21 protein-coding genes are annotated in these 21,849 nt (G+C 54.8%); all 21 read left to right on the top strand.

Annotated elements, in window-relative coordinates; genetic code table 11:
* The first annotated feature begins 23 nt into the window (after window positions 1–23).
* Window positions 24–1,976, top strand: coding sequence for a lysine--tRNA ligase (gene lysS / locus B5F98_RS00630; RefSeq protein WP_087369189.1), 1,953 nt, complete (start codon window positions 24–26; stop codon window positions 1,974–1,976).
* Window positions 1,977–2,658: 682 nt separating this feature from the next.
* Window positions 2,659–3,486, top strand: a complete 828-nt coding sequence (locus B5F98_RS00625; RefSeq protein ID WP_087369188.1) for an AAA family ATPase — start codon at window positions 2,659–2,661, stop codon at window positions 3,484–3,486.
* Window positions 3,440–4,378 (top strand): ParB/RepB/Spo0J family partition protein, encoded by a 939-nt coding sequence (locus B5F98_RS00620; protein WP_242961564.1) that lies wholly within the window; start codon window positions 3,440–3,442, stop codon window positions 4,376–4,378. Before B5F98_RS00625 ends, B5F98_RS00620 begins: the two co-directional genes overlap by 47 nt.
* Before the next feature lie 342 nt (window positions 4,379–4,720).
* Complete coding sequence (locus tag B5F98_RS00615) at window positions 4,721–6,178, top strand: SpaA isopeptide-forming pilin-related protein (RefSeq protein WP_087369187.1); 1,458 nt, start codon at window positions 4,721–4,723, stop codon at window positions 6,176–6,178.
* A gap of 15 nt (window positions 6,179–6,193) precedes the next feature.
* A complete protein-coding gene (locus B5F98_RS00610; protein ID WP_087369186.1) occupies window positions 6,194–8,134 on the top strand; it encodes a SpaH/EbpB family LPXTG-anchored major pilin in 1,941 nt (646 codons plus the stop codon).
* Entirely contained in the window at window positions 8,121–9,002 is an 882-nt protein-coding gene (locus B5F98_RS00605; protein ID WP_087369185.1) for a class C sortase, read from the top strand. Before B5F98_RS00610 ends, B5F98_RS00605 begins: the two co-directional genes overlap by 14 nt.
* Window positions 9,003–9,045: 43 nt before the next feature.
* Window positions 9,046–9,678, top strand: coding sequence for a DUF3267 domain-containing protein (locus B5F98_RS00600; protein ID WP_087369184.1), 633 nt, complete (start codon window positions 9,046–9,048; stop codon window positions 9,676–9,678).
* A 393-nt stretch (window positions 9,679–10,071) separates the two neighbouring features.
* On the top strand, window positions 10,072–10,956 hold the full coding sequence (locus tag B5F98_RS00590) for a class C sortase (protein WP_087369182.1): 885 nt from the start codon (window positions 10,072–10,074) through the stop codon (window positions 10,954–10,956).
* A gap of 79 nt (window positions 10,957–11,035) precedes the next feature.
* Window positions 11,036–11,590, top strand: coding sequence for a hypothetical protein (locus tag B5F98_RS00585; RefSeq protein WP_242961563.1), 555 nt, complete (start codon window positions 11,036–11,038; stop codon window positions 11,588–11,590).
* Window positions 11,580–12,008 (top strand): hypothetical protein, encoded by a 429-nt coding sequence (locus B5F98_RS00580; protein WP_087369180.1) that lies wholly within the window; start codon window positions 11,580–11,582, stop codon window positions 12,006–12,008. Before B5F98_RS00585 ends, B5F98_RS00580 begins: the two co-directional genes overlap by 11 nt.
* Before the next feature lie 63 nt (window positions 12,009–12,071).
* Window positions 12,072–13,079 carry a zincin-like metallopeptidase domain-containing protein gene (locus B5F98_RS00575; RefSeq protein ID WP_087369179.1) on the top strand — a complete coding sequence of 336 codons (1,008 nt, stop codon included), beginning with the start codon at window positions 12,072–12,074 and terminating at the stop codon, window positions 13,077–13,079.
* A gap of 117 nt (window positions 13,080–13,196) precedes the next feature.
* Entirely contained in the window at window positions 13,197–14,138 is a 942-nt protein-coding gene (locus B5F98_RS00570) for a DUF3991 and TOPRIM domain-containing protein (RefSeq protein WP_087369178.1), read from the top strand.
* Complete coding sequence (locus B5F98_RS00565) at window positions 14,135–14,884, top strand: DUF3846 domain-containing protein (protein WP_087369177.1); 750 nt, start codon at window positions 14,135–14,137, stop codon at window positions 14,882–14,884. Before B5F98_RS00570 ends, B5F98_RS00565 begins: the two co-directional genes overlap by 4 nt.
* 128 nt (window positions 14,885–15,012) lie before the next feature.
* On the top strand, window positions 15,013–15,324 hold the full coding sequence (locus B5F98_RS00560; RefSeq protein ID WP_087369176.1) for a hypothetical protein: 312 nt from the start codon (window positions 15,013–15,015) through the stop codon (window positions 15,322–15,324).
* A 2-nt stretch (window positions 15,325–15,326) separates the two neighbouring features.
* Entirely contained in the window at window positions 15,327–16,751 is a 1,425-nt protein-coding gene (locus tag B5F98_RS00555) for a relaxase/mobilization nuclease domain-containing protein (RefSeq protein WP_087369247.1), read from the top strand.
* A complete protein-coding gene (locus tag B5F98_RS00550; protein ID WP_087369175.1) occupies window positions 16,693–17,451 on the top strand; it encodes a PcfB family protein in 759 nt (252 codons plus the stop codon). Before B5F98_RS00555 ends, B5F98_RS00550 begins: the two co-directional genes overlap by 59 nt.
* Window positions 17,452–17,455: 4 nt before the next feature.
* Complete coding sequence (locus B5F98_RS00545; RefSeq protein WP_242961562.1) at window positions 17,456–17,641, top strand: hypothetical protein; 186 nt, start codon at window positions 17,456–17,458, stop codon at window positions 17,639–17,641.
* Window positions 17,628–18,149: a type IV secretory system conjugative DNA transfer family protein gene (locus B5F98_RS00540; RefSeq protein ID WP_087369173.1), complete on the top strand. Its 522-nt coding sequence runs from the start codon at window positions 17,628–17,630 to the stop codon at window positions 18,147–18,149. Before B5F98_RS00545 ends, B5F98_RS00540 begins: the two co-directional genes overlap by 14 nt.
* A 64-nt stretch (window positions 18,150–18,213) precedes the next feature.
* A complete protein-coding gene (locus B5F98_RS00535; RefSeq protein WP_242961561.1) occupies window positions 18,214–20,295 on the top strand; it encodes a recombinase family protein in 2,082 nt (693 codons plus the stop codon).
* 23 nt (window positions 20,296–20,318) lie between these two features.
* Window positions 20,319–20,693 (top strand): TnpV protein, encoded by a 375-nt coding sequence (locus tag B5F98_RS00530; RefSeq protein WP_087369172.1) that lies wholly within the window; start codon window positions 20,319–20,321, stop codon window positions 20,691–20,693.
* 362 nt (window positions 20,694–21,055) lie between these two features.
* Window positions 21,056–21,676 carry a helix-turn-helix transcriptional regulator gene (locus tag B5F98_RS00525; RefSeq protein ID WP_087369171.1) on the top strand — a complete coding sequence of 207 codons (621 nt, stop codon included), beginning with the start codon at window positions 21,056–21,058 and terminating at the stop codon, window positions 21,674–21,676.
* Window positions 21,677–21,849: the final 173 nt, after the last annotated feature.

The raw sequence follows: 21,849 nt of genomic DNA, 5'->3' as shown, positions 1-21,849 counted from the left end.
AGATAGAAGGAGAGAAGACAAGTATGTCGGAACACAACAACCAGAACCAGCAGAACGCCCAGGCCGAGCCCTCTCTGTCTGAGCTGCTGCAAATTCGCCGGGACAAGCTCTCTGCCCTCCAGGCAGCGGGCAAGGACCCCTTTCAGGTGACCAAGTACGATGTCACCCACCACAGCAACGAAGTGAAGGACAACTTCGAGGCCATGGAGGGCCAGGTGGTGCGCCTGGCCGGACGTCTCATGAGCAAGCGCGGCATGGGCAAGGCCATTTTTGCCGACCTCCAGGACGGCGGCGGCCGCATCCAGCTCTACGTGCGTGTGGATGACGTGGGCGAGGAGGCCCTGGCTGCCTTCAAGAAGTATGACATCGGCGACATTGTGGGTGTGGAGGGTGATGTGTTCCGCACCAAGCGGGGCGAGATCTCCATCAAGGCCCACACCATCACCCTGCTGTCCAAGTCCCTGCTGCCTCTGCCGGAGAAGTTCCACGGCCTCACCGACGTGGAGACCCGTTGCCGTCAGCGGTATGTGGACCTGATTATCAACCCCGAGGTGCGCCGCACCTTTGAGATTCGTTCCGCTTTCGTCCGCCACGTCCGGGACTTCCTGGACAACCGGGGCTATATGGAAGTGGAGACTCCGGTGCTCAACACCATCTCCGGCGGTGCCACCGCTCGCCCCTTCATCACCCACCACAATACCCTGGACATTGATATGTACATGCGTATTGCCACTGAGCTGCACCTCAAGCGCCTGGTGGTGGGCGGTCTGGAGCGTGTGTACGAGATTGGCCGTATCTTCCGCAACGAGGGTATGGACACCAAGCACAACCCCGAGTTCACCACCGTGGAGCTGTACCAGGCCTATGCCGACTTCCACGACATGATGGACCTGTTCGAGGACCTGCTCAGCTCTGCCGCGCAGAAGATTCTGGGCACCTATCAGATTCAGTGGCAGGGCAACGACATTGACCTGACCCCCGGCTGGCCCCGTCTGACCATGGCTGAGGCCGTCAAGCAGTACACTGGCCTGGACTTCATGGCCATCACCGACGACGCTGAGGCTGTGGCTCTGGCCGCCTCCATCGGTGTGGAGCTGCCCGAGGCCGCTCCTGCCACCTGGGGCAACGCCCTGTACGAGGTGTTCGACCAGAAGGTGGAGGAGAAGCTCATTCAGCCCACCTTCATCACCATGCACCCCGTGGATGTGTCCCCCCTGGCCAAGCGCTCTCCCGCCGATCCCCGGCTCACCGAGCGCTTCGAGCTGTTCATCTGCCGCAGTGAGATGGGCAACGCCTTCTCCGAGCTCAACGACCCCATCGACCAGAAGCAGCGCTTCCAGCGTCAGGTGGAGCTGCGGGAAAACGGCGACGAGGAAGCCGGCATGATGGACGAGGACTATATCACTGCTCTGGAGTACGGTCTGCCTCCCACGGGCGGCCTGGGCATCGGCATCGACCGCTGCGTCATGATGCTCACCAACAACGACTCCATCCGTGAGGTGCTGCTCTTCCCCACAATGAAACCCTTGGACATGCCCAAGAAGTCCGAGAGCGCCCCTGTGGCCGCTGCTGCTGCCCCTGAGAAGGTGGAGGAGAAGATTGATTTCTCCAAGGTGGAGATCGAGCCTCTGTTCTCCGATTTTGTGGACTTTGAGACCTTCTCCAAGTCCGATTTCCGTGCCGTGAAGGTGCTGGCCTGTGAGGCCGTGAAGAAGTCCAAGAAGCTTCTGAAGTTCACTCTGGATGACGGAACCGGCACCGATCGGGTGATTTTGAGCGGAATTCATGAGTATTATGAGCCCGAGGAGCTGGTGGGCAAGACCTGCATTGCCATCACCAACCTGCCTCCCCGTCCCATGATGGGCATCGACTCCTGCGGCATGCTGATTTCCGCTGTCCACCACGAGGAGGGCGTGGAGAAGCTACATCTGCTGATGGTGGATAACCACATCCCCGCCGGTGCTAAGCTGTACTAAGAATCCCGATTTAACCCGGATTCTCCAATTAATTCTCCAATCTTCTCCACGGTTTCTCCAGGACATGTGTAAGAAATCTGCAAATTCTTGCGCACCGTGAAGGAATACGAAGAATGGCTCAGGGCCCCGTGAACGTTTGGTTCACGGGGCTCTATTTTTTTTGCCCGAATAGCCATAAGTGAATCTGTCTTTGGGTTTCGAATCCCGCCGAGCGATCGGCGGGATTTTTTCTTTTCAAAAATTTTCTGCGTTTAGCTTTCGTTTTGTAAGTCAAACCGTGCGGTAGGTAAGTGAAGGGCAAAAGGCCCTCATGTACCTTGAAAATTGAAGACACATTCAACAGGTACGTTCCCTGTGTGGAAGGAATCTTCCAGCCTGGTCCGCCGGTGCGCCAAAACGGTCGAAAGACACGAGCGATGAAACCGAAGCGGAGGGAAGCCGGATTGCCTCCGGTGGTGGCGATGACAAGCACAGGGCATTATGATACTTCTCTACGGAGCTGGCGGAGGACCCGGCAGAGGTGATGAGCCTATGAGTTCGGTAGCAGCCGAGCGCCTGTTGATTTCCTTTTGTGCATTTTGGGGGCGTGGCCGAATGAAATGCACCTACCGAAGCGCAAAGAAATGTTCTTTGCGTTTCGGTGGGTCAAGAGACCTAATATGAATGGAAAGGGGGGAAAGAAATGGAACAGTGTAAGGTAATTGCTATTACCAATCAAAAGGGCGGTGTGGGGAAAACCACCACCACCGTCAATCTGGGTGTAGGGCTGGCCCGTCAGGGGTATCGAGTCCTTTTGCTGGATGCGGATCCCCAGGGCAGCTTATCCGTGAGCCTTGGCCTCAAGCAGCCGGACGACTTGCCGGTATCTCTGGCAACGATTTTGCAGAAGGTCATGGAGGAAGAGTCGGTTCCCGTGGAGTGCGGGGTGCATCACCATGCCGAAGGTGTGGACTTTATTCCCGCTAACATTGAGTTGTCTGGTATTGAGGTCAACCTGGTAAACACCATGAGCCGAGAGTATGTGTTGAAAAGTCATGTCAGCCACCTACGCAAGCACTACGATTATATTTTGATCGATTGTATGCCGTCTCTTGGGATGATGACCATCAATGCACTGGTGGCTGCGGACAGCGTGCTCATACCGTCCCAGCCGAATTTCCTGTCCACCAAGGGCCTGAATCTGCTGATGCGGTCTATTGCCCGGGTGAAACGGCAGATCAATCCGGGGCTGACCATGGATGGCATTCTGTTGACCATGGTGGACAGCCGTACCAACAACGCAAAATCCATCATTGCATCTCTGCGATCCACGGTGGGGCAGAACCTCCGGGTATTTCAGTCGGAAATTCCGTACTCTGTCCGGGCCGCTGAGTGCAGCAACGAAGGGAAGAGTATTTTTGCCCATGACAAAACCAGCAAAGTGGCCCAGAGTTATGACGCGCTGACCAAGGAGGTGATAGAGCTTGAGCGCAAGGAAACACATCGATCTCGGTCTGACTGGGTACGATGAACTTTTCATGACCGACGACAGTCGGAAGGAGGCGCGTCTGCCCCATATCTATGAAATTCCACTGGAGCAGATTGACGACTTTCCCAACCATCCCTTCCAGGTGCGCCTGGATGAGGATATGGATCAGCTGGTGCAGAGCGTTAAGGAACGAGGCGTCATTACGCCGGTGACTCTGCGCCAGAAGGAAGATGGGCGGTATGAGCTGGTGTCCGGCCACCGGAGGCGAAAGGCCTGCGAACTGGCTGGTATCACCACCATTCCAGCTGAAATCAAGGAACTGGACCGGGATTCAGCGATCATTCTGATGGTAGAGTCCAATCTTCAGCGCTCCACCATCCTGCCCAGTGAAAAGGCATTCTCGTACAAAATGCGGCTGGAGGCTATGAAGCGGCAGGCGGGAAGACCACCCAAAGAAAATGTGTCCCCAGTGGGGACGAATTTACGTTCTGATTCAGAACTTGCTCAGCAAACAGGAGACAGTAGAAATCAAATTCATCGCTATATCCGCTTGACCGAGCTGATTCCCACCATCCTCCAAATGGTGGACGAAGGCAAGATTGCCTTCCGTCCTGCGGTGGAGCTGTCCTATCTGACGGCAGGGGAACAGAAGGTGTTGGCAGATGCCATGGCGTGTGCGGACGCAACGCCGTCCCTGGCACAAGCCATCAAGATGAAGGAGTTTTCCAAAAACGGCAAGCTGAGCCCGGAGGTCATCGAGTCCATCATGGGGGAAGAAAAGCCTAATCAGAAGGAAAAGTACACCTTCCGGGCGGAGCGACTGCGGCCACTGATTCCCAAGTCGGTGCCGTACAGTCAGACAGAGGATTTCATCTGCAAGGCCCTTGAGCACTACAACCGCTTTTTGGAGTGGCAGAAGGACCGGGGAAGATGAGTCATTCAGGACGCCAGGGGGGAGGTGCGTCCTTTTCGGAGGGGCATTGTTTCCCCCTCTCACACTCTCCCCCTTCAGCTAGGCTGAAAGGTAGAAGTACCTGGCTGAACAAGTAAGAAGAGAAGACCAAGAGTCTTGTTCAGCCAGGTGATCTTAAAATTTCGAAGGGATGTGAAAGAAGTGACACGTATTCGACGTCTATTCGCGGTTGTCCTCTGCAGTGCCCTGTGCCTTGCGGTACTGCCTGGAGCAGCGGCACCACCAGAAGTACAGCCGTCCCAAGAGGTAGTGACAGAGGCGGACGAACCCACCGTTGAGGCTATCACAGAGGAAGAAATGCCTTTGCTGGCCACCATGTCTGCCTGGTCTCCCGGCCAGGTGGTCAACACCTGGGAGGGAGAGCCATACACCTCTATTACCGGCCATAAGTACGCTCTGATGAAGTTCAGCTTCATGCGCTACTACAGCGACGGCACCAAAATAATTATCACCAGCACACAGGCCAGTGGCTACACCAACAACAAGTACTATGTGGGAAACACCCTGGCCTACTGCATTGAGTCCGGTAAGGCCTTTGACGGAGGAGACTATACCTCTGGAGAAGCTGGCACATCGGACTATCTCAAACTATTGTCTCCCACGGCCCGTGAAGGCATTATGCTTGCCATGCTCTACGGCTATAACCCGGCGAACCCCAGCTATATGCCCGCCGAAAGTGAGGTGGGATGCGCCTTTAACGTGGACGACTTTGCCTTTGCCACCCAGATCATCATCTGGGAGGCCCAGAGCGGCATCCGCACCAGCCCCACCTCTATTTCCGCTCTATCCTATGGAGGAAAAACCATCGAGGCAGACAACTATGTGAAGTGGATTGAGGGACATCCGGCCAAGAACTGCTATGACTGGATTCTGGCACAAATGGCCCAGCACCGCACTGTTCCCAGTTTTGCATCCACTGATGCCGGGAGCGTGACCGCCCATGCCATGCAGTATGATGCCATCAGCGGTAAATACACAGTGACCCTCACAGATACCAACAACACCGGCTGTGACATCGCCTTCCCCTCCACCAGCGGGATTACCGTTTCCCGTCAGGGAAACACCTACACCTTTTCCACCACCCAGAGCATCACTGACCCTGTTACCCTAACGGTACAGAAAGATGTTCCCCAAAATACAGGAGCCCTGCTCATCTGGTCCAACGGTGTGGGCCAGACCTTAGCCACCGGAGTGCAAGACCCGGTGGTTTTTTATTTGCAGCTGCGCACCCAGCCGTTGGGGATGCTCACCATTCACAAGTCCGGTCAAAGAGACCAGGACCTGTCTGGAGTGAAGCTCCAACTGCTGGATAACCAGGGAAATGTGGTGACCTGGAGCCAGCAGGCAGATGGACGCTATGCCGCTCTGGTGGTGCAGAACGGTCAGTTTGTGGAGGGACAGGACACCGACACGCTGATCACAGACCCGCAGGGCCGGGTGGAGCTGGTCAACATTCCCTTTGGAACTTACACCTTGCGGGAAATCCAGACAGAGGAAGGCTATCAGCTTTTGCCCCAGCCCGTCACCATCACCCTGCCCTATGGGGCAGCCGGAGCTAAGGATACCACCAGTGATGAGGTGTACTACAGCAATGGCACCAACTACTATTACCATCTCACCTACGACCTGCGCAACACCTTGGTGTACCGTCTGCCTGCCACAGGAGGCTATGCCGTCTGGCTGATGAGTGCCGGACTGGCCCTGGCTTTCCTGTGCGCCACGGGGCTGGCCGTGCATCAGAAGAGACAATTACACAAATGAGGAGGACAATGAATTATGAAACAGAAGATGCATCGCTTTGCCGCCATGGGTCTGGCCCTGTGTGCCGCCCTTGGCCTGTCCGGAACGGCCCTGGCCTATACCCCCCAGGATGCCACCATCAACAATGGACGCACTGCCAGTCTCACTGTCACCAAGTATGACCTCACCGCCGCCACTCAGGCGGGGGTGAGCACCGGCGGGCTGGTGTCCACCGGCAAGGGAAACCACGAGGCAGAGACCATGCTTCAGGACTACACCCTGGGCGGTGTGGAGTTTACCTACCTGCGCCTGGGGGGTATCGACATGTACTCGGATCAGAATGCCGCCAATGCCACCGTCCAGGTCATCTACGGGGTGGACAACCAGGCCGTGCGGGACACCCTGGGCCTCACGGAGAAGAACGTGGTGAAAACCGAGGATGGCATCCCCTGGTATACCTCTGATACCCTGATCGATGCCCTGGAGGGGCAGCTCACAGCCAACCGCCGGTCCGCCAAGGATGCTCTGGAGGCGGAGGCCAACCACAGCGGCACCGCTATGCCCCTCACCGATGACATTACCGGCACCACTTCCGTGGACAGCCTGGAACTTGGCCTCTATCTGGTGGTGGAAACCAAGGTGCCTGAGAATGTCACCTCCACCGTCAACCCCTTCCTGGTGTCCCTGCCCATGACAGACACCCAGACAGCCGACGGCTGGTTCTACGATGTCCATGTCTACCCCAAGAACGAGAGCGGGAACCCCACCCTGGAGAAAGAGGTGGCAGACCTGGCCCACGGCATCGGCTTCTCCGGAGACATGGACGGGCTGGGCTACCGGGATGTGGCCACCGGCAGCACCGGAGATGTGATGGGCTACCGCTACCTGTCCACCCTGCCCACCATCACCTCCAACGCCACCCAGCTCACCCAGTACCGCTTCGAGGATGTGTTGTCTCCTGGACTGGAATACAACCGGAACGACGTGATGGTGTGTTGGTATGAGAGCTATGAGGCGGCCAAGAAGGACTACACCGTGGCCACGTCCGGTGCCGCCGCTACCCAGGGGGCCAACGCTGTGGAGACCTGGGAGTGCAACGAAAAGGGACAGGGCACCTATTTTGATGTGTCCTACTCCGATACTGATGGTGGCGCCACCAGGATGACCCTTCAGTTCAATGAAGCGGGCCTGAAACGCATCAACACCCCCGTGGACAACAGCCAGCAGGAAGGGTGGTACTCCGACTGGACCTGTGTGGTGTACTACACTGCCAAGATCAACAGTACCAAGGACATGATCCTGGGCGACAAGGGCAACCCCAACACCGTTACCCTCACCTGGAAGCGCACCAGCCAGGACTATATGGACACCCTCACCGATGAAGCCAAGGTGTACAGCTATGGCATCCACCTCACCAAGAAGTTCTCCGCCGGAGGCACCAACTTTGACGCCGTCCGGTTCATTGCCCAGAACGTGACCAACGTCACCGGAAACTACTATGTGGTGGCAGAGGCCAACCCTGCCAAGGGTGTGTACTACGCCACCGGAACCACCACCAACGTGGACGAGGCCACCCGCATGACCCCTGATGAGAGCGGCCACCTGTATCTGTATGGCCTGGAGGAGGACACCTATCAGCTCACGGAGACCCAGACCGATGCTGGCTACACCCTGCTGGAAGATGTGATCACCGTGGACATCCACACCAAGTACACCCCCGGTGTGCAGGTGGGGACCCTCACTGCCACCGCCACCGTGGACGGCTATTCCGCCACCATGGAGGCCATGGGGGACAGTGGCAATGCCCTGGTTCCCCTGACTGTGCTCAACACCCGTGGATTTGACCTGCCGAAGACTGGCGGCAAGGGCACCATGGTGACCACTGTGGTGGGCATCGTGCTGGTCAGCGGGATGCTCACCGGGTGCATCGCCCTTCGCTTCTGGAAGCGGAAGGGTGAGCTGGATGAAAAGAAGTAAAGTGTCCCTTTTGTTGGGGCTGGGCTGTGTGCTGGCTGTGGGGATGATGCTCTACCCCATGGCCAGCAACTGGCTTTCGGGGCAAAGCCGCTCCCAGGTCATCACGGAATATGAGACGGCGGTGGAGGTGTTGGACAACCAGGCCACCCAACAAGCCCTGGGGCTGGCCCAAGCCTATAACCGGGATCTGCTGGAGCAGAGCTGTTCCATTGCCGGATTCTCTGTCTCCGGAGCCCCAGCCCCGGACGAGGATATTCTCACCGCCCTAGACCCCACCGGAGGCGGGATGCTGGCCACCTTGGAGATTCCCGCCATCGACGTGATTCTCCCCGTGTACTACGGAACTCAGTCCACCACCCTCACCGCCGGTGTGGGGGTGGTGGAGGGCAGTTCCCTGCCGGTGGGAGGTACAGGAAGCCATGCAGTTCTAGCTGGTCACAGCGGACTGGCCTCATCCCGTCTCCTCTCCGACCTAGATCAGCTCACACAAGGTGATGTGTTCTTCCTGCGGGTGCTGGACGAAACTCTGGCCTATGAGGTGGACCAGATTTCTGTGGTGCTTCCCGACGATGTGAGTCAGATTGAAATTGATCCGCAGGGCGACTATGTGACCCTGCTCACCTGCACTCCTTACGGCGTGAACTCCCACCGTCTGCTGGTGCGTGGCACCCGGACGGAGTGGACAGCGGAGGACTCAGCGATTCCAGCCGCAGAGACTAAGAACCACGAAAGCAGTTGGTGGAGCGAATACCGCACAGCTCTGTGCATCGGATTTGGCATTTACCTTGCCATGCTGGCGGTGGTTGTGCCGGTGGGGCTCTGGTGGGTTAAGCGGAGAAAAGCAGTTTACAGCAAGAGTAGTCTGTGATATTCTGAGGCAAACATCAAGCTCCAATTAGGAGGAACGGTTCATGCAAAAACAGGAACGAAAACTAACGCGTAAAGAGCAGGAACGAAAAGCACGATTGGAACAGATTTCTCAAAAAATGAGTGCAGAAGGTTATCGTAGGCAGGACCTGACTGTGGGGGTTGTTTTCGCCAATGTTGTGGGGCCTCTGGTTATGCTGCCATTCTGTGTGATTGTTGGAGTGATATATCTCTGCACTAAATTTTCGGGAGATATTTTGTCCTTTCATATCGGATGGAGTTTCCTTCCTCTGTTGATTGTCCTGATTGTTTTACATGAGGTGATACACGGGCTCACGTGGGGGTTTTTTGCAAAAGACCACCTGAGGTCGATCGCATTCGGGGTGATTTGGAGTGCTCTTACCCCATACTGTACCTGCGGGGAACCGTTGAAAAGATGGCAATATGTTCTTGGGGGATTGATGCCAACATTCATTCTAGGATTTGGAATGGCTGTTGCTTCTGTTGTTTTGAAGTCCGACCTGCTATTTCTTCTGTCTGAAGTTATGCTCTTTGCAGGCTGTGGAGATTTCCTGATTGTCTGGAAACTTTTGACGTACAAAACAGGTGGAAAAGATGTCATGATTTATGACCACCCCTACGAATGCGGCACGGTGGTATTTGAACGTGAGAAATGAACTCTGATTTTCCAATAAAGGAGCAATGTGCGTATGGAGTGTCTAAGGTGTAAGGCAGAAATGTTTACAGCGAAATTCTGTGCAGATGCTGTGCGGACAGGCGCATATCTTTCGAATAAGAAAAAGGGCATCTTTGAAAGCGAGCGAATCAGTGGTGTGACATGCTATGTGTGTCCGGTATGTGGACATATTGAGCTGATCGCAAATGAACCACAAAAGGTAAAGCTGGACAGATAGTCCACCACATTTGAAAAATCATTGGATAAATGAATATAATTTTATAATTATGCCGAACGCAGGGAATCTTTCGAGATTTCCTGCGTTTTCTTTGCAACAGAAAAGGAGTGAATGAAATGAATTACAAAACAAACTGTCCCCAGAAGCAGTTGCGGCATGGCTAGATGGCTGCTGGGGCTGGCCCTGGCGGTGGATTTGGCGCTGATGGTGATTCTGTGCCAGCCCATCGCTGCCCCCATGGTGTATGAGCAGGGGGTGAAAGAGGAGATTGCCGTGGTGGAGCAGAAACAGAAAGACCCGGGTATTCACCAAGACCTGAGAGAAGTCATGGAGAAGTACAATCTCCAGCTGGCCCAGGACCAGTCCGGCCTGGACAGCGTGGACAGCTATGAAGCGCCGGGGCTGAACCTGGAGGACTACGGAATGAGGGCTGATGATGCAGTAGGCTATGTAGAAATCCCCGCCATGGATGTCATTTTACCCCTCTACCTGGGCGCCTCCAGAGCGCACATGAGCGACGGGGCGGCGGTGCTGGGTCAGACCAGCATGCCCATCGGGGGAAACTCCACCAACTGTGTCATTGCCGCCCACCGGGGCTGGAATGGCAAGGCCATGTTCCGGGATGTGGAGCTGCTTCAGGAGGGGGACTTGGTGTACCTCACAAACCTCTGGGAGACCCTGACCTATCAGGTGACGGGAATCTCCATCATCTGGCCCGACGAAGTGGAGGCTGTGGCCGTTGAGCCGGGCCAGGACATGGTGACCTTGCTCACCTGTCACCCCTATATTGTGGGCACCTATCGGTACCTGGTGTACTGCCAGAGGGTGGAGGAGGAGCCTTCTGTCCGGGAGCCTGCTGGGGACAAACCAGACGTCCAGGAGACACCGGCAGAGACCTCCCAACCAGAGATTGTTCTGGAATCCAGGCTGCAAGTTGTGGCGTTTGGACTGAGCGCCTGCACGGCGGTGGTGCTGATGTTAACCATTGCCGCTGAGCAGAGAAAAAGAAGGGAGATAACAAATGGAAAATTACATCTGTGAGCTGGCAGAGCGAGGCCGGAATGGAAGCGATGGAAGGCCGTATACTGGGGCGCAGTCAAAAGAAATGGAGGGAGGAAGGATGAGAATGGAACCCGTATTTGTCATCTGGTCCAATGAGGAGCTGGACTGGGAGAAGTGGAAAGATGCCTTTGCAGACTGCGGCCCCGTACCGGAGGACAAGCTGTATGAAATGATGAGCGAGCTCAACGACCAATACCTGGGGGATGAGCGCATGAATCTGGATGTGAATGTGGGGGCGCCCATCCTTCTGATTGCAGATCTGGGATTGTGGGATGGGCGGCACACGGGCTACCGGGAGATTCCAAGCGGGAATCTTCGGGACTGCCTGTATAGTGAGCTGGACGGGGTCACCTGGTATGTGGACCGCCAAGGGGACTTCCGCATGGATGGGTACCACCACGACGGGCACAACCACTACTTGTACCGCAAGTTCCGCCCCGGGATCAGCGATGAGGCCCGGGAAGTATTTCTGGAAACGATTATGGGCCATACCATGAACCGGGATGACCTGGAACGGGTCACCTGCAGGCTGGGGGATGACATTGCCAGAATCTACGGATTTCAGTTGCCGGAAACCACAAAGACACACAGGAGGTGTGGGCATGAGCGATAACTGTGTATGCTGTGGGCGCTATGTGCCGGAGGGGCGCATGGTGTGTCCCATCTGTGAAGCCAAAGGGTTGGAAGGCCCGGGGAAACGAGCCGCCATCTGCGCCTATCTGAGGGAATATCATACGGGAAAAGAACGAGCCGTATCCAGCCGAGAACTGGAACGGCTTTTTTCTGTGGATGGAAGAGGCTTACGCCGGAAAATCAGTGTTCTGCGCCAGCAGGGACACCCCATCTGCAGTGATGACTCCGGCTACTACTATGCGGACAGTCAGAAGGAAATCAACCAAACGGTGTGCAGGCTCAACGGCCTGGTGACAGGGGTGTCCAATGCCCGGACGGGGCTGTTGTTTGCGTCCCTGTTTCCGGCCAAGGTGGATCTGGATATCGTCATTCGAATGGCAGAGGAGGACAAGCAGTGAAAAAGGAACTGGTGTTTGTGGATGAAGACACCCTGACGGCAGAGGAATGGGAGGCTGGAAACCATGGCCAGACCAATGAACAAGGATGAGTACCGGGCCCAGCTGGCCGAGGCCTTTGCCCACGTGCTGGAGGAACACGGCCTGGAGTGGAAAAAGGAGTGGAGCGGCCGGGGCGGAGAGGCCCCCCACAACGGTGTCACCCGAGCCTGCTACCGGGGCACCAACGCCTTCTGGCTGTCCCTGATTTCCATGGTCAAAGGGTATGACGATCCCCGCTGGGTGACCATGGTGCAGATCATGGACCAGGGCGGGAAGTACCACCCCAAGGAGAAGTGGCACCTGAAAAAGGGGAGCAAAGCCACCTATGTGGAGTACTGGTATCCCTATGATACAAAGAATCGGAAGGCTCTGACCTGGGAGCAGTACCGGGACGAGCTGAGCCATGGAAGAAAGGACACAGAGTTCCGGCTCTCCACCCGGTATACTCCAGTGTTCAACGCCAGGGATGTGGAGGGAATGCCCCCGTGGGAACGCCCTGAGGCGGGAGATATTTCGGCGGATGAACTGATTGGAAAGCTGAGTCGAGGAATGGGAGTGCCGGTTTTCACGGATGGGGGAGACCGGGCCTACTACTCTCCCGCTCACGATCAGATCCACCTGCCTGCGCCGGAGTCCTTCCTCAGTGCGTACGCCTTCAACGCCACTGCGCTCCACGAGCTGGCCCATGCCACCGGCCACCCCAGCCGTCTGGGCCGGGAGCAGGGCGGGGGCTTTGGCAGCGCCGCATATGCCTATGAGGAGCTGGTGGCGGAGATGTGTTCCTGCTTTGTGGGGGTGAACCTCACAGCGGAGGCCACACCGGCGCACATCGACAACCACAAGGCCTATGTGCAGGCCTGGGTGCAGTCCATCCGGGAGAAGCCGGAGACGCTGGTGAAAGCCATTCGGGATGCCCAGGCGGCGGCCAGTTTCATGGACTGGAAGGCGGGGCTGATTACGGACAAGGAGTATGAAAGGGCCCGGGGCTCTGTGCTGGAGGTCCAGCAGAAGCGCCGGGAACGAGAGCGATGAATCCAGACAGCCGCCTGCCTGCGTTAGGCGGCTGTCGCACATGATGGGGAGGAATTCAAATGAAAATACAAACGCTGTGCCAGCGCCTCGCCCTGAGCGGGAAAGGGGCGTGAGGGCATGGCATACTTCACGGCAGAAGAGATTGCCCGGGCCAGAGAGGTGGATCTGCTGTCCTATCTGCAAAGCTGTGAGCCGCATCAGCTGGTGCGCCTCTCTGGGGGCACCTATTGCACCCGGGAACATGACAGCCTGAAAATCAGCAACGGGAAATGGCACTGGTTCTCCCGAGGGGTGGGAGGAAAAACGGCGCTGGATTACCTGATCAAGGTCCAGGGCTATACCTTTATCCAGGCCATGGAGGCGGTTCAGGGCCAGCGGGCCAGAAATGACCCAGCTCCGGTGTGTGCCCAACAGAAGCAGGAGCGGAAACTGCTGCTGCCTCCGGCCAATGAGACCAGCCTCTGCGTCCAGCGGTATTTGAAGGGGCGCGGCATCCATTCTGTGGTCATCCGCCACTGTCTGGAGAACGGTTCCCTGTATGAATCCAAGCCCTATCACAGCGCGGTTTTCGTGGGCAGAGACCGCTCCGGAGTCCCGCGCTACGCCGCAATACGGGGCACGTCAGGAGCCTATAAGGGCGAGGCCACAGGCAGTGACAAACGATTCTCTTTTTCCCTGGCAGAGTGCCCGGACAGCACTCGGGTGCATGTGTTTGAGTCGGCCATTGATGCCATGAGCCACGCCACCCTGGAGCTGCTGAAGGGAAGACCCTGGCAGGAGGATGCCCTGCTGTCACTGGCCGGGGTGTTTGTCACCAAACGGGAGAAGGTAGTGCCTGTGGCGCTGGAACAGTTTTTGAAAGACCATCCCAACATCCGGAGCCTGCATCTGCATCTGGACAATGACCAGGTGGGACGCGGTGCTGTGAAAGGAATCATGGAGGGACTGCAGGATCAATACGAGATATACGATGAACCACCTGCACGGGGCAAAGATGTCAACGAGATGCTGATGCTGCGTGTGGGGCTGATAAAAGGAAAGGGGACACTTCAGCGATGATGAATATCAAGATCTATCAGATTAACTACACTCGGGATACAGACCGGATCAAATTTCTGGGCCTGGACAGCCTTGCGGATCTCCAGGGCACTCCGGACATCAACAGCAGAATCTATGACAGGGTATACCAGGGGAACGTGGAAGCGGCATCCCTGGAAGATGTCTACCGCGTGTTCAACACGGAGTGTCCCCTGAATTTCAAGGGACACTCTCTTTCTGTGTCGGACGTGGTGGAGGTTGTGGAGGGAGCTGGGATGACACCCGGGTTCTATTTCTGCGACTGTGTCGGGTTTCAGCCTGTGGAGTTCCGTCCGGAGCTGACCACAGAACATGAAAAGACCCTCCACGTGGTGCTGCTGGAGCCTGGCAAGATGGCACGAGCTGCAGAAATTGACGGCAGCCTGGAGGGCCTGCAGAAGGTGGTGGGCGGCTACATCGAGGCCTGTTACCCCTTCGAGGAACAGGTGTGCATCGTCTGCAATGAAGAGGGAAAGCTCAACGGCATGCCTCTCAACCGGGCTGTGTATGTCCAGAGAGAGGACGAGCAGGGCGGACGGGAGCTGGTGGATATCATTGCCGGCCCCTTCTTGATCTGCGACTGCAGCGGGGAAAACTTCGGGAGCCTGTCGCCCAGGCAGACGCAGGAATACCTGGACATGTTCCGGTTCCCGGAGCGGTTTGCCAGCCTCAACGGAGAGATCCTTGCCATCCCGTATGTGCCGGACCGGAAGGAGCGGGAGAGATAACGGAAGTGCCCATGAGCCGTGCCGCCATGCGCGGCACTGGCTCCGCAAGCAACGAATTGGCTTGCGCAATTCAGAATTTTCAGGGGCTCAGCCCCTAAGACCCCAGTGTAAGAAAGGAAGCTCGCATCATGAGAAAACGAAATTGCCGCATTGAGATCTACTTCACCCGCAGTGAGCTGGAGACCCTCACCAAGAAGGTGCGCAAGTCCGGGCTTTCCCGGGAAGGGTATTGCCGCCGTGTCCTCAATGACTCGGAGGTGCGTCAGGCTCCTTCTGCAGATATCCCTGTCCTCATTCGGGAACTGCGCCAGATTGAACTCAGCCTCGATCAGCTTCTGAAGTCCAGAGGCCTGCCGGACCAGACCGGCGTGAGCAGGACCATGGAGGAGCTTCATAGGGTGGAGCGCATGATTGCCCAAGCGTATGCCAGAGAGGATTGACCGTGGCAGTCACCTCCATTTGGCCCATCAAAGGGCGGTTTGACCAGGTCATCACCTATGTGCGAAATCCGGAAAAGACCAGTGAGGCCTTTCTGCCGGATATGACGGCGCTCCATGCCATCCGTGACGTGATGGAGTACACCATGGATGAAGTCAAGACAGAGAAGCGGAGCTATGTCAGCGGGATTGGATGTACGGAGGAGACAGCCGCTGAGAAGTTCATGCAGACCAAGCGGTTTTGGGGCAAGGAGGATGGGCGGGTCTGCTATCACGGGTATCAGTCTTTCCGGGAGGGAGAGGTCACCGCAGAGCAGGCCCATCAAATCGGAGTGGCCTTGGCAAAGGAATTGTGGGGAGATCGATTTGAGGTGGTAGTGGCCACCCACTGCAACACCAACCACTATCACAACCACTTTGTCATCAACTCTGTCTCCTACATGGATGGCCGCAAATTCTATAACTCCAGAGAGGACTACCGGCGTATGCGGGAGGTGTCCGACCGGCTGTGCCGGGAGGCAAAACTCTCGGTGATTGACCAGGCCGGAGCCAGGTCCAAGCACTATGGAGAGTGGCGGGCGGAGAAAAACGGGCTTCCCACCCGGAGAGGGAGCATTCGGGCGGACATTGACCGGGCCATTGCATCGGCCACCACGGAACGGGGATTTATCCAGACCATGCAGGCCATGGGGTACGTGTTCAAGACCCGGACGTCTACCGGGGAGCGGCTGAAATACCCGGCGCTGAAGCCGCCGGGCGCCAAAGGGTTCTTCCGCTTCCACCGCCTGGGGGAGGGCTACACATTGGACGAGGTGATGGATCGGATTTATCAGAATTCGAGAAGACAGGTCCCCTTCCCGGAGGCAGAACAGGAGGCGGCTGAGCGGCTGCGCAAGGAGATGCGGGCTCATCCCATGATGAAATGCAAGGGACTGCGGGCGCTGTACTTTCGCTACTGCTATGAACTGCACATCATTGTCAAGCATCCGGCATCCGTCAAACGGGTGTCTTTTTTGCTGCGTGAGGATGTGTCCAAGATGGAGCGCTATATTGCCCAGACTCGACTCCTGGCCCGGGAGGGAATTGATACAGAAATAGAGCTGAAAGAGTTCCGGAGGTCCCTAAAGGAGAGGATGAAAAGCCTGGCAGAGGAGCGGAGCAAACTGCGCAACAGTTTGAAATCCGCCGTTCGAGCGGGAAGTGATTCAGAAGTTTCAGCCTTGAAGGCTCAGATTGCCCAGATCTCCGGTCAAATCAAAACCACACGAAGGGAGGTGAAATTATGTGATGACATAGCGCAGCGCTCCAGTCAGGTGTCTGCAAACCTGGAGCATTTGGATGCCCAAATCAACGAAAAGGAGAATGTACAGAATGAACACATCTGGAGAAGCAGTGGATCAAGTCGTGAGGATGTCACTCAACGGCGTTGAAGTTGCCGCAAGAATTACGGGCGCAGCGGCCAAAGAGCTGGCTGTGCTGCTCTATGCAATCCTGAGGGATCAGAAGAAGACCAAGGGAAAGACCCGCTTGGCAAATATGCTGCGCTCGGGAAAAGAACTGAAGGTCTTTGCTGTGAAGGATCAGGACCTGAAACTCTTTTGTCAGGAGGCAAAGGCATACGGGGCCCTCTACTGTGTGCTGAAAAACAAACACGCAAAAGACGGGGTCACGGATGTGATGATACGGGCAGAGGACGCCTCAAAGATCAACCGCATCTATGAGCGGTTTCATCTGGCCACCGTGGATATGGGGACCATCAAAAGTGAAATCGAGCGGGCGGTGGAACGGCCCACGGCAGAGCGAAGTGGAGATGAGAAAGCCGGTGGGGCGGCTTCCCAGAAAGAGAAGTCTGATCACCGTAAGGAGGAACAGCAGGGAAACCCCACCGAGGGGCGGACGGGACTGTCCCGTCCGTCCGAGCTTACCTCAAAGCCCAGAGAGAGCACCGCAGGGGGTATCTCTGATGTGGAGCGGTCTCCCCGTCCGTCTGTGAGGCAGGACCTGCGGAATATCCGGGCAGAACAGGCAAAGGCTGCGGCGGCGAAGAGCCGGGATCAGAGTAGACGGCAATATGCCGGGCACAACGCGCCTGCCAAGAAGCCGAAGGTTCCAAAAGGGAGGGGGCAGTGATCGGATGGACGAGAAGATTTTGACGCTTACCGATTTTGAACAGCGGGTCCTGGTGCGGGGGATGAACGAGTTCCGCAACGACTTGATTCAGGATGGGAAACCTACAGAGGATGTGGACCATGTGATCCTGAAGGTCATTGACGCCCCCACAAAGAAGGGGAGGAGATGGCCGGGCCGTGAGACAAGATAAGCTTTCCAAGCCCTATTTGGCGCTCTATCTCTGTGGATTGATTGTGGTGATCTGGGAGGCGCTGCTTCTGGCCCCCTATCTCAGAGACGGCCTGCCAGGGCTGGTGACCCACGCAGGGGAGGCATTTCAGCATCCGTTTCAGGTGACATTATGCGAGGACAGCGGAAAAGCTGTCCTCGCTTTTCTGACGTTATACGGGGTGGCATTAGGGGTATTTCTATCCAGCGAGCGGAATTACCGCAGACGGGAGGAGCACGGCTCCGCTCGGTGGGGAAATCCCAAAGCCATCAACAGCAAATATGCAGATAAGGTCAAGACGGAAAACAAGATTCTGACCCAGCATGTGGCCATCGGCTTGGATGGAAGAAAACACAGAAGAAATCTCAATATTCTGTGCTGTGGCGGCTCCGGAGCGGGTAAAACCAGGTTTTTTGCCAAGGACAATATCATGAACTGTAATACCAGCTTTGTGGTATTGGACCCGAACGGAAAAAAAGTATTACTCTAATTCTTGCAAGCGGTTCATACCGCAGGGATACGGCAATAATATACGATAGAAAGGAGGTCGGAAAATGCCTAAAATCCGAGACTTGAACAGGATTACTGCTCTCTACGAAAGACTTTCAAAAGACGATGAACAGCAGGGCGAGTCGAACAGCATACTCAATCAAAAAAAGTATCTGCAAGACTACGCACATAAAAGCGGCTTTACGAATATTCAGCATTTCACGGACGATGGCTTCACAGGTCGCAATTTCAGCCGTCCCGGATTTCAGGCAATGCTTGCCGACATTCAGGCGGGGAAAATCGGAACGGTCATCGTCAAGGATATGAGCCGTTTCGGAAGAAACTATCTGCAAGTAGGCTTTTATACGGAAATCCTTTTCCCGCAAAAAGGCGTGCGCTTCATCGCCGTGAACAACAGCGTTGACAGCGAAAACCCGCAGGACAATGATTTCACGCCGTTCCTTAACATTATGAACGAGTGGTATGCCAAAGACACAAGCAACAAAATCAAGTCCATTTTCCTATCCCGTATGAACGACGGAAAGCGTTGTTCGGGCAGTATTCCATACGGCTATAATCGACTGCCCGGAGACAAGCAGACATTGGTGGTAGACCCTGTTGCGTCCAAAGTGATAAAGCACATCTTTGAACTTGCGGCGCAGAGCGTTTCCCCTCCTGCTATCGCACGACAACTGACCGAAGAAAAGGTCTTGATACCGTCCGCTTATACGCTTCAATACCACCCCGAACAATGCAACAGGAAAGCGGAAATCGGCAACACGAAGTGGAATGCGAACACCGTGCGAGAGATACTGAACAGGCAGGAATATCTCGGTCATACCGTGCTGAGAAAAACCATAGGCGTCAATTTCAAGACCGACGCCCGCCGTTTCGCAACCGACGAGGAAAGACTTGTGTTTGAAAACACGCACGAGCCTATCATTGACGGAGAGCTTTGGGACAAGGCGCAGAAAGGTCTGAAACACACTATGCGCCGACTGAAAGACGGCACTCATCAGACGGATTGCCTTTTGCCGGGGCTTGTGTTCTGCGCTGACTGCGGCAGTCGAATGGCGTATGAAGCGCATTACTACAAAAGCGGAGAAGTTTATCACAGCTTCCGTTGCGGCAAATATTCAACCGATACTTCAAGCTGCACCGTTCACTATATCAGCGAAAAGACGCTTCATCAGATTGTTCTGCGCTCCATTCAGCGAATATCGAACCGAGTGATTGCAGACGAGCAGGCTTTTGCCGAGGAACTGCGTAAGCGTTGGCAGGCGAAAGCCGACGACAAGCCGAAAAAGGAGCAGGAAGAACTACTCACGGTGAAGCGCAGGCTTGACGAACTTGACCGACTGATTGGAGGGTTGTACGAAAACTATATCTCTGATTTGCTTCCCGAAAAGCAGTATAAATCGCTTATGCAGAAGTATTCTGCGGAGCAGACGGAACTTGAAAGCAAGGCGGCTTCACTTGAAAAAGGACTTTCTGAAACGGCGGTATCGCCTATACAGACGGAGCGTTTTATCAAGCTCATCAAGAAATACAAAGAGCCGACCGAACTGACAAGAGAAATGGCTTGCGAACTGATTGATAAAATCGTCGTTCACGAAGCGGAGGGCAAAAAGCCGAACAGACAGCAGCAGGTAGACATCTACTATAACTTCATTGGCGAGTTTGATTTACCACTCACCGCAGAAGAAATCGCACAGGCAAAAGCGAACGCCGAGCGAAAAACTGCGGAAGCGCAACTCCGCAAGCGGGAACGACAAAAAGAACGCAGCGCCGCTTTTCGAGCGAAAGCGAAAGCAGAGCGTTGGTCTGCGAACGAGGGACACAAATTCCCGAAGCGTGTTTGCGAGTATTGCGGCAAGGAATTTTGGCCTAACGGGAACAAACAACGCTTTTGCACGAAGGAGTGTACTACGGCGTATCAACAGGCGGAAAAGCAAAGAAAACGCTATGCCGAAAAAGGCGATCACACCTTCCGCCAAAAGAACTGCATACTCTGCGGCAAACCATTTTGGCCTGTAAATGGACAAGAGGTACTATGCTCCGAAGAATGCAAGGCAGAGAACCGCAGGCGCAGGCAACTTGAATACTACCACCGTAAAAAAAATCCGAGCGTGAAGCCGGAAATTTAGCTTAAATCAAGGAGGCAAACACAATGGAAAAATTCATCACGGACGAGAAAACTGGCTTGAAGTACGAGCTTGTCGGGGACTACTACCTTATCGCAGGCGAGGACGAGCCGGAGGGAAAGCCCATCGGCATTTGGGGGCAAAGACGGTTACGGTATATCCGAGAACACAAGAAAATCCTCTATTCCGAGCTTCTGACAAGCGGCAGGCTGAACGATTATCTTGCCGAGTTGGACGAGAGCGCCGAAGCAATGTTTTCTCGGCTGGTAAAGGAACTTGCCGAAAAAGAAGGCGTGACCGAAACCCTCAAAGCGAAAGACCAAATGGCTTGGGTGCAGGCTATGAACAACATCCGCAACCGAGCCGCAGAGGTCGTTTACAACGACTTGATTTACAACTGACGCTCGACCACATAGGGAAATGCCGCTGTCAACCGATGGCGGCTTTTCCTTTTCAGCAGGTGTTCAAGAAGTCATAAAGTCGGCAGTATAGTCGAAGGAAGTGTTCTTGCCGAGAAAATAGCTGTTTGCGGTAGATTTCTTCACATTTGAGTGCTATAATGATTGGCGTTGAGTGTGCAACCGTTCGATAAACGCGAATTTATATTGCTTTATTCATAGCATCATACTATACAGGATTACCCGACAAATGATAATGCCACAGAGCGTTGCATCGTAGCCACAGGACATTTCTTGAATGCCACATAGTCTGCTACTACAATGAAAACGACGGGAAACCGAAAAACAAATTGGAGGTATACGCTATGACATTTGGCGAAAAATTAAAAGAAGCCCGCAAAGCGGAAAAAATGACACAGGAGCAATTAGCAGATATCTTGTCCGTGTCAAGACAGGCAATCACAAAATGGGAAAGCGATAAAGGCATACCCGATGTGGAAAATCTCAAACTGATTTCACAGGCGCTTTCCGTGAGTATTGACTATCTTCTGGATGACGGAAACAAACTGGATATGTCCGTTATCCGAGAACCTATCAATTTGGATGATTACAAAAGCCTGAACGCGACGGGCAAAAACCGATGGTTCAAATGGGATAAGCTACGGGACGAAGTAGTCAGAAAAAGGTTTCCGAAAGCCGAAATCTATATGCTCATGCACAAGCAAATAATGACGAAGAAAGAAAAGAAAATAGGGGTATTTTTGTGGTTGACCACGCCGTTTGCCAATATGATGGAATTTATTCAGTCGCTGCAAAACACCGACAAATGGTTTTATCTTGTGGAGGAAAACGAAAAGCAGTATTTAGCGACGGTAACAAAGGATTTTATCGAGGTAAGGCGGTTGGCGAGGCAGGCGAGTCATAAGCAGGGAGACAAATTTGATGTAGGCAACTTTGAATTTACAGTACAAACCCTTTTGCGATAAGGGCAAATAAATAATTATAGTCATATAAAAGCGAGATGGCGTCCAAGCGAAAACTTGGACGCTTTTTTCTTCCCCAAACGCTTCATTTTTGCGTGTGAAGGAATGCCCTGCGAAAACACATCTGCGAATTTTTAATGAACTTCTGAATAATGTATTGCAATTCGCCATACAAT

It is taken from the genome of Pseudoflavonifractor sp. An44 (assembly GCF_002161675.1).
GTDB classification, from domain to species: domain Bacteria; phylum Bacillota; class Clostridia; order Oscillospirales; family Oscillospiraceae; genus Enterenecus; species Enterenecus faecium.
The sequence above is the reverse complement of the archived record's forward strand: the minus strand, read 5'-3'. Positions and strand labels throughout refer to the sequence as shown.